This is a genomic window from Coprococcus ammoniilyticus, from assembly GCF_025567345.1.
Taxonomy (GTDB): domain Bacteria; phylum Bacillota; class Clostridia; order Lachnospirales; family Lachnospiraceae; genus Coprococcus; species Coprococcus ammoniilyticus.
On sequence record NZ_JAOQJS010000001.1, the window covers coordinates 581,940 to 596,231 of the forward strand.

The following is a 14,292-nucleotide window of genomic DNA, read 5'->3' on the forward strand; positions in this document are numbered from 1 at the left end:
ATAGATTGCCATGAGAGTCCCATCTGTAGGATGGGATTTTTTCATTATGGTTTATGATTTATAATGAAAGGAATAATGTAGTTGAAGCTATATTGTACAGATTTCATGCTATTTGTTTTTAATTACAAAAAACTTGAATAATAATTAATAAAATGTTATTGTATATAAAAATATGTTACTAAAGGAGGTGCTTAATGATAAACACGATTAATCAAATGTTTGGAACTAATTTTGAAATGAAGAAAATTGAAAAAATAAAGGGACTTCCGGTTTATATGCTGTCCAAAAGAAGTATTTACGAGGTATCGGATAAAGAAAATGCATTTATATTAGTTAAATTGGCAGATTCTGAAAAATTTGGCGTAATTGCCTTAAAAAAACAGCAAAATCAATATGAAGAAAAGACAAATCTGCCTGTTGCTTATTGGTTTGAAAATATTACCAGAGCTCAGCGGGATGCACTTATTGGGCATCGGATTCCTTTTGTGGCGGATGATAAACAGATGTACCTTCCATTTTTGGGAATCGCAATACACAATTCATTCAGGAAAAAGAAAGAAATAAAAACCGAAAAAATGATGCCTGTTACACAGAGCTTATTTTTGTATTTAATATACGAGTGCAAAAATAAGAAAATTATGAAAAAACAGGCTGCAGAATATCTGAATGTTACAAAGACATCGATTACAAGAGCCAGTGAACAACTAGAAAAGATGGGACTGATATGTCAGAAAACAGATGGAAAAGAATGTTATATGTGGACCGAGGATAGTGGCTATCAATTATTTATAAAAGCAAAACGATATCTGATCAATCCGGTGCAGAAGTCGTTTGTAGTAGAGAATATGAATCAGTTTACCGACATGCCTGTATCAGGCGAAAGAGCTCTTTCTAATTATTCGATGTTGAATCCTTCGGTTATTGAAAGTGTTGCCATTGATAAATCTATGGCAAAAGAATATACATTTAAAAAAATAGATGAAAGATGGGAAGATAATAAGGATATGATAAGAATTGAATTTTGGAAATATAATCCTGATCGGTTTTCAAAAAATGGCATGGTAGATCCTATATCTTTATGTATGTCTTTATCAGATGTAGAAGATGAAAGGGTTGAAGGCTCGATTGAAGAAATGTTGGAGGAATATGCATGGTAGTTGGGATAGATACATTTCGAGAGAAATTTAAAGCATATGTAGATTGTTATACAATTATTGGAGGAACAGCTTGCGATATTATTATGTCAGAAAATGATACTGCATTTCGAGCAACCAAAGATATCGATATGATTTTGATATTAGAGGATAAAACTCAGGAGTTCGCAGAAGCTTTTTGGGCTTATATTAAGGATGCAGGCTATAAATGCGGTTGGAAGAACAGTGATAAGATGCATTTCTATAGGTTTACAGAACCTAAGGAGGGATATCCAAGTATGATTGAATTATTTTCAAAAAGACCGGGATATCAATTAGAACTAGAAACTGGTATAGTTCCGATTCATATAGCTGAGGATACATCCAGTTTATCTGCGATATTATTAAATGATGATTTTTATAATTTTATGTTACAGGGACGTAAGATTATAAATGACATATGTGTTCTGGGAGCAGAATATCTGATACCTTTTAAGATGTATGCCTGGTTAGACTTGAAAAATAAAAAACAAAACGGTGAGCATGTAAATGAGAAAGATTTGAAGAAACATAAATATGATGTATTTCGATTACTTCAGATTGTTCAAAATGACTCCAAAATAAGAGTTGAAGGTTTGGTAAAAGAAAGTATTGTAGCATTTTTAGAAGAAATGTTAGATGAGATACTTCCATTGGCACAATTAGGACTTCCATTTGAAAAAGAAGAGGCAATTACAATTCTTCATGAGTTATATTCAGTATAAAAATATATTATATATGAAATACATAATAAGGGAAATAATATTTGTAAAAAGGAGAATGAGTTTTAAATACTCATTCTCCTTTTAAAATCTAAAATTCAGATCCTGTTATTTCGCATGATGAATAGCGGGTATGTGAATCTTGGTGATAAGATTTGTCAGGCGGTTTAAAATCAGCGCCAGTACGATGGATATAGCAACCATGATCAGTTCGTATCGTCCATAACAGGTATGGTAGCCGTAATCTCTCATAATGCCTCGTACAGTAACGTGCGTCAGATATAATTCCAGAGAATATTTGCCAAACCACTCAAAAAACTTTTTTATGCAGTTATGTAATTTTTCAAAACGCTTCAATTTACCAAATAGAATTGCAATTAAGATACATGCACTGATATTAAGAAAAGCAGCGGAATATCGCGCAAATATAATTTTGCTGCCCTTCCGAAATTGGATTGCGAATAAAGATAAAAGCATCAAACCATATGCACCATAGGATATAGGGCGTTTTTCATAGGAGTATTTACCAATAAAGCAGCCAAGACAGAAAAATGGAATACGTAATAAAGCCAGATTGATATTGCTGAAAAAACCCTTATTTGATAATTGTATTACTATGGCTATCATAGTGAAAAATGTGAAAAGATTGATCAGACGCATTTGTTCGGATTCTTCATCTGGCGCTTTATCTAATATCCGGAATATGAATGGAAAAATAAGATAACAAAAGCATATTAACAGGATATACCAGAACCATGCCATTCCCCGTGTAAAAAATGAATAGAAAAATATATCAGAAAAAAATGCCTTTATTCCTGTTTTTTCAAAGAAAAGATCATTCCAGCAAAGAGCGGGTATAGATACCAGAAAATATGGAATCAGAATTTTGGTAAATCTCCGCTTATAAAACTGGGAAATATCCGGATGCTTTTTCATTGCGTAGTACAAACCAAAACCGGATAAGAAAAGAAAACCGTCTACACTTGAACTGGTGATATAGTTACGGAAAAATTCTACCCATCCGTTTTTGTGGACGTGATAGATGCCACAGTCCTCCACATAATGAAATACTATAATGCATATAATAGATATTCCCATCAGAACACCACGGTAATCGGAGATGATATCCCATGTGTTTTTCTTTTTTGTTGTAATTGTTTTCATAGATAAAACCCTCTTTAATATATTTTTAAGTCAAATATGTAAAAATAATCATACAGCAAAAAAAGCGACTTGTACATAGGTGGAATCTTAATAAATATAACAGGTACTTGTATGCAACAGGGATATGATTTATAATAAATTCAATTATGTTTACAAATAATAGAGGAGTTAGGAAGAGATGCGTTTAAGCGGATTGAAAAAGTTTTTTAGTAGAGATACAGATAAAAAAGATGAAAAACTTGAAATAGAGATTAAAACAGAAGAACGGGATATAGAGCAGGAAAAACAGGCACTGGAGCAGGAACGCCTGGAGGAAAAGGAACGTCAGCAGGCATTGATCGATGAGGAAAATGCGAGAGAGGTAGCAGAGGTTCACCAGATCTGCGCGGGAAAAGAAAAGGACAAGGTATGGGCGTTCTGTGCCGGACAGTACAGTAATGATTTTCGGGGGAATCCAAAATATCTGTTTTTGTATATCAATAATTATAGAAAAGATATTGTTCCATACTGGCTGTGTGATGATGTAGAACTGATCGAGATGATCCGTGGTATGGGCTTTCATGCATATCGCATGGGAACACCTCAGGCAGAAACGATCATCAGCTATACCGGCGTACTGGTTTCTGAGCAGGTAAAGGCATTTATTCCGGATGGACTGGAACAAGCAAAGTATCTGAATCTCTGGCACGGTGTTGGCGGTGTAAAGGTTGTAGAGCGTAAGATCAAAGAAGGACGTTTACTGCCGGAACTTGCAAAGAAATATATTGCAAGAAATGAATATTATCGTACCTATGAATTATATCTGGCACCATCTGCATTTATCGAGAATATAGCAAAGGCGGAGCTTGGATTAACGGAGAAGCAGATCGTAAGAGCCGGATATCCAAGATGCCTGTATCAAGCGAATTATAAGAAGATTGAAACATATGATCATGATCTGATCGGACAGAAGGGGCTTCCGGAGGATACCAAGATTGTTGCATATACACCAACGTATCGGAATAATCCGGATGGTGAGCTGTTCTCCAAGGCAATTCCGGATATTGACCGTATCATAGAGGTATGTGAGAAAGAGCATCTGTTGATGATATTTAAGATGCATCCGCTGCTTGAAAAGGAACAGGGCTTCCTCTGGGCAAAGCAGAGATATGCAGATTGTAAATGGCTTTTGTTCTGGGATAACACCAATGATTTCTATGAGATCTTGGATAAGATCGATCTGTGTATCATGGATTATTCCTCTATATTTACAGATTTTATTGCGGCAGGCTGCAAGCATTTCCTGCGGTATGCGTTTGACTTTGACAATGACGATCTGGATTTCCCGATGGATTATGATGAGGTTACACCGGGCCGAAAATGTAAGAATTTTGATGAATTGGTTCAGGCACTTTCGGAATATGAGAAAGACGACATCAGCGATAGTCTGGATCGGATCAGTAAGCTGTACTGGGAGTATTCTACTTCAGACAGTATGGATAAGATCATTGACAGCACGATCGCATTTGTACCGGAGAAGGTAGAGCTTCCAACTCTGTATAGCTTTGATATCTTTGATACGCTGTTTTCCAGAAAGGTACTCGATCCGGTTGGCATCTTCTACTATGTACAGGAAAAAATGCAGGAGGATGGAGGGTTCCCAAGAGCGCTTGTTCTGAATTATCCATCGATCCGTAAAACATCAGAAGCAAATGTAAGAGAATATTATAATAAATCAATTGCACTTCGTGAATCAGAAAAGGTTGAGATTCAGTTTGATGAGATCTTTGCCCGTATGGCATCCGTATATAATCTGACAGATGAGCAGGTACAGAAGCTAAAGGCTTGGGAGCTGGAATGTGAATATGACAATGTAATCCCGTTGCCGGAGCAGATCGATATGATTAAGAAATATCTGGCACAGAAAGATACGGTTATTCTGGTCAGTGATATGTATCTGCCGAAGGATGTGATCCTTGAGATGCTCCGCAGAGCGGAGCCGATGTTAACAGAACTGCCACTGTATCTGTCCTGTGAATATGGAGTCCAGAAGGTATCACAGCAGTTATTCTTTGAAGTATTTGCAAGTTTTGAACCATATTATGATTTTAAGAAGTGGGTTCATTATGGTGATAATCCGATTGCCGATCACAATCCGCCAAGAAAGATTGGAATCGAAGTAAGACAGGTTGCAAAACCGGAATTTTCCGATATTCAGACACAGTTGGTAGAACAGCTTGGAACGTATGATTCCTATCTGGTGGCTGCACTTCAGACCAGAATGGCTGCAAAGGCAGTATATACAAGAGATGAATTTGTATCCACATTCGTGACGATCTGCATGGTTCCATATGTAGACTGGGCGCTTCGGGATGCAATCAGAAGAGGATATCAGACGTTATATTTCATTTCCCGTGACGGACATCCATTAAAACGGATCGCAGATGCGATCATTGAGGCGCGGGGACTTAACGTAAAGACAAAATACATCTATGCATCCAGAAGAACATGGAGAATCCCTTCTTTTATCCATGAGGTTGACCGTGAATTCTGGGAGCCATATGGCAGTTTTGGAAATATCACTTCTAAGGACAAGCTGTTAAAAGCAATGGATCTGACAGACCGTCAGTTCCGTAAGTTTTTCCCGGCGGTTGTTCTGGATGGAGTTAATTTTACAGATAAGAAAGTATTAAATGGTCTAATCGACATATTTAAAAAGTCCGAAAGCTATAATCAGTATTTGATGAAAAAGGGAGCAGAAGAACGTGTACTTGTCAGCAGATATCTGGAGCAGGAGATTGACCGGACAGAGAAATTTGCCTTTGTGGAATACTGGGGCAGAGGTTATACACAGGACTGCTTTGTCAGACTGTGGCATGATATTGTAGGGGAAGAAGTGGATGTACCTTACTATTACAGTAGAACGGTACTTCCGACGATCGGTCATTCCGTACGATATAATTTCACGACCAATAATACGGCACAGTTCTTTATGGAAGGTATCTTTGCCAATATGCCATATAAGAGTATTGAGAAATACCAGGTTATAGATGGTAAGGTAGAACCGGTCATTGTTCCGGTTCCACACGATACGAGCCTTTTTGACTCCATGCAGAGACTTCTTCCGGAATTTGCATATCAGTATGCGAAGCTTCCACTTCATACACCGGAAGATACAGACCGGATGCTGTATGAATTTGCATTGAATTATTATAGAAATAATCTGGAAAATGAGGAATTTGCTGAGCAGATCGGTGGGCTGGTAGATTCGATTTCCCTCTATGGTAAGAAGCGTGAATTTGCACCGCCATTTACCATGAAGATGTTAGACAGCTTTGCGTCGAAGGAGAAAACCCGTGGAATGGGAAGTGTTACGACGAGTATCACCATGTCTGTAACCCGTGCTTCGGAAGAAGTAAAGAGACGGTATTTTGAGATGTACCAGATCATGCCGGGTGATGGATATGCTTCCGGTAGACTGTTATCAGAAGGAGAACTGGAAGAGAACAGAAAATACAAAGAGAAATACGAAGAGATCAAGGAGCGTGCAGAGCGATTTGCCGAATTATATGACGAGGCATCGGATGTATACGGTATTGAGAACAAGATCGTATTTGTAACAAATGCGAAGAATTTTACATCCGGATATCTTGGCAAGATGGCAGAAATGATGAAAGCACATAAGGAATTTTCGGTTGTTTTGCTTCGCATGGGTAATACCAAAAAGACGGATGAAGAGATTGCAGCGATTGTTGCATCTGCAAGATACATTATTGTTCCGGCAGCGATCCACCTGTTCTGTCGGACATCCTTCAGAATGGGAACAGATATGATCATGCTTCGTGATAATGCATTTAACCTTTATAATCAGGGGTATGAGGTTCGCTATTTCCTCAAATGGAAGCAGAAATATTTTGATTATGTCCTGAATAATGATACGGATATCCTTCAGGTTCCATCGGAACATCAGAGAGCGGAATTTGATAAGCAGTTCTCGCCAAAGGAAATGGATCGGGAAGTTCTGTATGGAAACTGCAGTACGGATATGTATTTTGATAAGGACTTCATCAGTGAGGCAAAACAGAAGCTGCAGGATCTTTTCCCGGAGACAGCAGACAGAAAGGTTATCCTGTACATGCCAACGCTTCGTAGAGTGAATTCCAGCAGCATATGGGCGAGAATCTTCAATATGCAGGCATTAAGCAAACTGATCGGTGATAAGTACTGTGTGGTTGTCAGCCTGAATGCGATCCAGAGCAAGAATGGATTTAAGAATGAACTGGAAGTAGAAGGCTTCAGTAAATGTATTAACAAGAACAATGGTATGACGATCCGTGCCTTAATGGTAGCAAGTGATGTGATCGTAGGTGATTACAGAGATTCCTTCTTTGAGACAACGATTCTGCGTAAGCCGGCATATTCGACCGCCTATGATTATGAGAAGATCATCAAGGGGCTGAATATGTCCCTGCATGCAAATGCATTTGATCAGAACCTGTTCTGCCCGATCGTCAGAACCGAACAGGAGCTTGCGGATCAGTTGAAGCAGATCGATCACTATGATTATCAGAAGATGGATCAGTTCCGGGAGAAGATGTTTGCAAACTGCGACGGACATTCCATGGAGCGTGTGCGTGATTATCTGCTTGCACATTACAAGGATTACGATAATCTGGTTACAAAGGATGAGCAGAAAAAGAATAAAGAATTTTATGAGAAATATCAGGAGCTGAAGAAGGTTGCGGATGAATTTGCAGAGGCATATGAGCTGGTCGTTCCGGAAACGGATATTGTAGATCAGATCGTTCTGTTATCTGAAAGAGCACTCACAAAGAATGATCCATTGTTCCAGTTGAAGGAATATCTGAAGGAACAGAAGATCTCCTGTAAGGTATTAATGCTGGATCAGAAAAAGACGGATCTTCTGCTATTAGCAAGGGAGCTTGCAACAGCAAGATATATTGTGACTTCAAAACCTGTTTCGATCCTGTGTCGCTGTGAACTTCGGGAGGAAACAGAGCAGATTATGTTGCCGGAGCTTGCATTTTCATTATATAAGAAAGAACTTCAGGCTGTTGATGAGATCAGGTGGAAGAGAAAGGGTGCGCATCTTGCTGCACAGAATCCGGTTTCGGTGCTTCAGATTCCGTCTGAAGGACAGGAAGATCTGTTCCGTAAGACCTATTCCGGAAATGGAAATGTTTATTGTGGACTGAAGGGAAGCTGCAATACGGATCAGTATTTTGACCAGAAGCTGATAGAGGAATCCAGAAATGCACTTATGAAGTTGATACCGGAGCTGAATGGACGTAAGATCATTCTGTATATGCCAAGCTGGAGAAAAGATAAAGAAACCAGAAAGACGGCGATGCTTTCTCTGAGCAAAATGCAGACAGCGCTTCAGGATAAGTACATGGTTGTGCTTCATTTTGATCAGGCAGGTCAGAAGGAAAAGGACCTGAAACAGTACGAGATCCCTGGTTTCTGCAAGGTGCTCGAAAAAGAGATTCCGGCACGAAGACTGCTGATGGCAGCCGATGTGATCGTAGGAGATTACAGTGCTTTATTCTTTGAGAGTGTGCTGCTTGGAAAACCGATGTATTCATCTGCATATGATTATGAGACATTTATAGAAAAAGACAGCATTCAGATGACAGCAGAAGAATTTGCAAATGAAATGTTCTGTCCGATCGTGAAGTCTGCAGAAGATCTGGTGAATGAGATCCGACAGATTGAATCATATGATTATCAGAAGCTGGAAGTATTTAGAAAAGATGTATTTGCTGACTGCGATGGCAATTCAGTCAGACGAGTTGCAGAATATCTGCAGCAACAGAGATAGAAAATGTGACAACAATACAGGAGCCGTTCCCGATTATGGGGAGCGGCTCTTTTTACTTTATAGGAAAGTTTGTCTTATAAAGTAAAAAACTTCAGAAATTTGTTATGCGAAGAGAGCGTTTCTTTACGGAATAAACGGAATATGGGATTCCTGTTTATATTTATAAACAATTAAGGTGAAAATATATTGAAATGAAGATTCGGTTGTGTATAATATTAAGTATCTATATTCAGGTATAGTAGTTTTCTGCGCTCAAAATTAAAGAGGTGCGTATAATAATATATCTGAAGGAAGCAACAAAAGAACAAAGAACAACAAAGAAAAAGAGAATAAGAACAACAAATGGAGGTAAAGAGAATGGGAAGGAAAAGCAAAAAAGTAGTTGCGCTTTTACTGGCATTGCTCATGGTCTTCTCAGTTTGTTCACCAATCAGTGGTGGAGCAGGTCTTGGAAGTACCAGTGCAAAAGCTGGAAACAGTGCACAGCCGGCAACGGCATCGGATGCGGAGGAAAGTGAGAAAGGAATCACGCCTTTGGCAAATCCGAATGGAATGACTCTCAGTGACTTTGAAATTACTGTGAATGGAACGGTAGTCAAAAATGATTCAAACGTGAAAAATGGAGACAGCGTTGGAATATCATTTAAATGGGCAATCGCTAACAATTCCGGTGTAAAGAATTTTGAAGTCGACCTGAAATCACAGGGAATTGATATTAACGATTATACAGAAACTGTTCTATATGATGAAAGTGGTATAGATGTTGGTACCTGGTATATACAAGAGGGCAAATATTATATCACTTTAAGAGATGAGTTCCTGGAAGAAAGTGAGATCAATGGATGGGCGAACATCGACGGAACGGTTGATTTTTCATCGTCTGATCTGGATACAGAAGACAAAGGAAAGATCAAGATCGGAGATGCAAGCTTTACTGTTAATGTTGATCTGAATGAGGTCGAAAGCTATGCGGAATCAAGCAAAACCAAAGGAGATGTAACGTGGAATGCAGATGGTTCCCTTAAGCAGTCTTATGAGGTAACAGTTACGGCCAAAAACGGAAAGGTTACACTTGGAGAGGCAACAGAATCAATGGGTTCTGCACTCGAAAATATGTCAAATATCCAGGTGAATGGAACCAGTTATGCAAGCTGGTCAGAAGCACAGGCTGCATTATCCGGTATGGTACTTGACAGCAAAGATGAAGCTACAAAAGCAGCTAAGATTACATATGATGTTACAGTCAGTGCTGCAAATGTAAAGGATGCTTTTAAAGAAAGCGATATTGAAGTTTTCAATAATAAGTTCTCTATCAAATATAAGACAAACAAGGACAATGATAAAGACACCAACAGTTTTACAACAGGTTTAAATGTCAAGAAGCCTTCGTTATCCAAAAATGGTACCTGGAATACAGATGCTTCCGGTAATAAGAAGTCAATCACCTGGACCATTCAGATCACATTAGGTGATCTGACGAAGAATCCGAATTTTGATATTAATAATGTAGCAATCAAAGATACATTAGGAAATTATCTGACAGCAGCAGGACTTCCTGCAGGTGTTGATCTGTCAGCCCTGAAACTGAGCGATTTCTCAGAAAACAGCGGTACATATACATTTACATATACAACGGATGTAGCGGATGACGCTCTGAATTCTGCACTTCCAACTGTACTTAAGAATGATGTAGATGTAGATTTTGACGGAACAAAATATGATAAGTCCAGTTCCCTTCAGACAGATGGCAAGGGAATTCTGGATAAGGAATTTGTAAAAGCAAATGCAGATGGAACATTGACCTGGAAAGTATCGATCAGTGTACCGGCATCAGATACGATCACAGACGTAGAACTTAGTGACTATGACAAAACGCATGGATATTACCAGTATTTTAATACTACTGTAGTGGTTGATGGTGTTACAGCCATTGATAATGGTGCTATGGTAAGTGGAAGCGGCATTGTTTCAACTGTTTCACAGGCGAATAACTGGGGACTCAGATTTACTTTTGATAATGCGTACATTGCATCTAAAAAAGGAAAGGTAATTGAGATTACTGTTAATACTATTCCGCAGGCAATCGGAGATGGTGCAGAATTTATTAACCATGCAAATCTTACATATAAAGATGCGAATGATAATAAATTTTCTGCAGATGCACAGGCAACTTATAAATATACAAATAGCCTTGAAAAAAAAGGTGAAGTCAGCTCAACTAAGCTGAATACGATCAATTATACATTGTCTGTTAATATGTCTGAGATTTCCAACGACTTGCAGGTCGGAGATGTGATCACTATTACAGATACATTGCCGGACACAATGCAATTTAATGATGATGCCAAGCTTCAGTTCAAGAAATGGCAGAGTCAGTGGTATGCACAAGAAGATGGAAGTCCGATGGCTATTACTGGCAGTATCAGTGGACATACCATTACATATTCGATACCGGTTACTCAGCAGGTATTAGATGGAATCACAAATGTAGCATCCGGTACACAGTTTTCAAAGTATATAGCGGATATTACATATTCTGCTTCTGTGGCAGATGATGCATTAACAGATTATGTTAAGAATGGTACTGCGATCAGTGTAACAAACAATGCAGAAGTTTCTTATAATGGAGAGACCAAAGGTAATGGTTCAACAACGAATACATTGACACCTGGAGATACAGTTAAGAAGTCAGGTGTATATATTCTGGATCAGAAGAAGAATAATGGTGAATCTACAACAGTCAAGGATCAGGTTGTGGAATATACCGTATATGTCAATACAAATGCTGCAAAACTTGCAAATGGAAAGACAATCTATGCCGAAGACAAAATGGGTAGCGCATTGATCTTCCAGGTTGATTCTCTTCACATTTATGAATATACCGGCGAAGGAGATCCGGAAAAAGACAGTTCAAACTGGACGGATGTTACTTCCGGATGTGCTTATTCATATGACAGCAACAGCAGAACTGTAAAGATGGCTTTGCCGGATGACAAAGCACTGAAGCTTGTATACAGAGCAGAAGTTAATCAGGTATTTGGTGGTTCACTGAATGCTTCCAATGCTTCGAACAGTTTCAGCCTTACAGGCTATACAGGATCAAACGGATCAACAAATACAAGTATTTCAACAGTTGTCCAGAAACCGAACGTATGGGCAGAATCTGTAACAGGTACGATCACATTGTATAAGTACTGGACAGATAGCAATAAGCAGATGCAGATGTTGAATGGCTCGACATTTGCCCTGTATGAATGTAAGAAAAATGCTGCAGGTGAGTGGACAAAGGATATTGATCCTACACCTGTTATGACGAATATATCTTTAGGTGCTGATGGTACCAGGAAGATTAGCGGTCTTGCATATGATAAGGTATTTGCACTGTATGAAACAACTGCAGATGATAATTTTGAAGTAAATAAAGATCCATATTACTTTATGGTAAGTAAGAGTAACAGTGATGTGGTTGCTCCAGGCTGGGTAGATCAGCGATTTAACAGCGGTTATCTGTATTATGAGAATAAACCGGGCAGCTTTACAGTTAAGAAAACGGTTGATGGCAATACAGACTCACTGCAGGGTTATGATGAATTTACATTTAACCTGACAGAAATAAACAAACCAAGTTTTGCCGCTGGAAAAGTAACTTATTCTACAAAATCAGGCGGAGTTGGAAAAACTGTAACTTCCAGTACAGTTACCGGTGTAGGAAGCTTTGGAGAGATTCAGTATGACACATCTGATATCGGAAAAACATTTTATTATGTAGTATCTGAGCAGGAAGGTACTGTCCCTGGAATGACATATGACGCTTCCTTCTATATTATATCGTTGGAAGTAGATGCAAATGCAGCATCAGGTATCTATACCAAGAATGTGTCCGTTCAGAAATATGAATCGGATGGAACACCGGTTACAGGTTCCTATTCTGCAGATGCTTTAGGATTTGATAATTCTACAGCACCAAAGAAGGGTAATCTGAAGCTTGAAAAGGTAGTAAGTGGTGCTTATACGCCAGCTGCAGGAACAACATATAAGATTTCTGTAAAGAATAAGACAACAAATAAATACTATGACAAAGATGGAAAAGAAAGTGCTGCTCAGGTATATATTGAAGTACCGGCCGATGGAAGCGTAACGATCAAGGATCTTCCGGTAGGAACTTATATAGTAGCTGAGGATAAAACGGATGCAGCAAAAGCTGGTTATGCATTAACAGTAACCGGAACGGGGAATGTTAAGGTAACTAAGGATACAACCACGACCGCAACCGTAACGAATACTTATACCCAGGATAAGGGAAGCTTAACCGTAGCCAAGGCAGTTGTAGGATATGACTTTGGAGCAGCAGGTAAGAACTTTACAATTTATGTAACAGATGCAAATGGAAAGTATGTCAAAGAGGATGGAAGCATAACAGCAACCAAGACAGGAATCAGCGTGCCGGCAAACGGAAGCGTAACGATCAATGACATACCTGTAGGAATTTACAGTGTAAGTGAAGAGCAAACCGGAACAGCAGTTGCAAACTATGGCTTAGCAGTCAGTGGGGAAGGTAATGTCACCGTCACCAAGGATGCGACAGCAACCGCAACCGTAACGAACACTTATACACAGGATAAGGGAAGCCTGACGGTAGCCAAGGCAGTTGTAGGATATGACTTTGGAGCAGCAGGTAAGAACTTTACAATTTATGTAACAAACGCAAGTGGTGAATATGTTCTTGCAGATGGAAGCGTAAGCGCAACCAAGACAGGAATCAGCGTACCTGCAAACGGAAGCGTAACGATCAATGACATACCTGTAGGAACCTATACAGTAGCCGAGAATGAAACGGATGCAGCAGAAGCTGGTTATGCATTAACAGTAACCGGAACGGGGGATGTTAAGGTAACTAAGGATACAACCACGACCGCAACCGTAACGAATACTTACACCCAGGATAAGGGAAGCTTAACCGTAGCCAAGGCAGTTGTAGGATATGACTTTGGAGCAGCAGGCAAGAACTTTACAATTTATGTAACAGATGCAAATGGAAAGTATGTCAAAGAGGATGGAAGCATAACAGCAACCAAGACAGGAATCAGCGTGCCGGCAAACGGAAGCGTAACGATCAATGACATACCGGTAGGAACCTATACAGTAGCCGAGAATGAAACGGATGCAGCAAAAGCTGGTTATGCATTAACAGTAACCGGAACGGGGGATGTTAAGGTAACTAAGGATACAACCACGACCGCAACCGTAACGAATACTTACACCCAGGATAAGGGAAGCTTAACCGTAGCCAAGGCAGTTGTAGGATATGACTTTGGAGCAGCAGGCAAGAACTTTACAATTTATGTAACAGATGCAAATGGAAAGTATGTCAAAGAGGATGGAAGCATAACAGCAACCAAGACAGGAATCAGCG

General features: G+C 39.2%; 5 protein-coding genes. 4 read left to right on the forward strand and 1 reads right to left on the reverse strand.

The genetic code is table 11. The features are described from left to right. Positions 1-194 precede the first annotated feature (194 nt). Positions 195-1,157, forward strand: coding sequence for a helix-turn-helix domain-containing protein (locus OCV60_RS02435; RefSeq protein ID WP_262529209.1), 963 nt, complete (start codon positions 195-197; stop codon positions 1,155-1,157). Continuing rightward, on the forward strand, positions 1,151-1,897 hold the full coding sequence (locus OCV60_RS02440; RefSeq protein WP_262529210.1) for a hypothetical protein: 747 nt from the start codon (positions 1,151-1,153) through the stop codon (positions 1,895-1,897). Before OCV60_RS02435 ends, OCV60_RS02440 begins: the two co-directional genes overlap by 7 nt. A gap of 105 nt (positions 1,898-2,002) precedes the next feature. Here the strand turns inward: OCV60_RS02440 and OCV60_RS02445 are convergent, their stop codons facing one another. Then, positions 2,003-3,058, reverse strand: a complete 1,056-nt coding sequence (locus OCV60_RS02445) for an acyltransferase family protein (RefSeq protein ID WP_317258973.1) — start codon at positions 3,056-3,058, stop codon at positions 2,003-2,005. Between the two features lie 178 nt (positions 3,059-3,236). Between OCV60_RS02445 and OCV60_RS02450 the strand changes: the two genes are divergently transcribed. Together OCV60_RS02450 and OCV60_RS02455 are read left to right on the forward strand one after the other, a co-directional pair. Further along, the gene (locus OCV60_RS02450) at positions 3,237-8,879 is read left to right on the forward strand and encodes a CDP-glycerol glycerophosphotransferase family protein (RefSeq protein WP_021944707.1); all 5,643 of its coding nucleotides are present in this window, start codon (positions 3,237-3,239) and stop codon (positions 8,877-8,879) included. Positions 8,880-9,236: 357 nt separating this feature from the next. Continuing rightward, a partial coding sequence (locus tag OCV60_RS02455; protein WP_262529211.1) for an MSCRAMM family protein occupies positions 9,237-14,292 on the forward strand: 5,056 nt, incomplete at its 3' end.

Bases quoted from the DNA above. Each gene is read 5' to 3' on its own strand.
- OCV60_RS02450 (WP_021944707.1), top strand. From the start codon at position 3,237: ATGCGTTTAAGCGGATTGAAAAAGTTTTTTAGTAGAGATACAGATAAA.
- OCV60_RS02440 (WP_262529210.1), top strand. From the start codon at position 1,151: ATGGTAGTTGGGATAGATACATTTCGAGAGAAATTTAAAGCATATGTA.
- OCV60_RS02445 (WP_317258973.1), bottom strand. From the start codon at position 3,058: ATGAAAACAATTACAACAAAAAAGAAAAACACATGGGATATCATCTCC.
- OCV60_RS02435 (WP_262529209.1), top strand. From the start codon at position 195: ATGATAAACACGATTAATCAAATGTTTGGAACTAATTTTGAAATGAAG.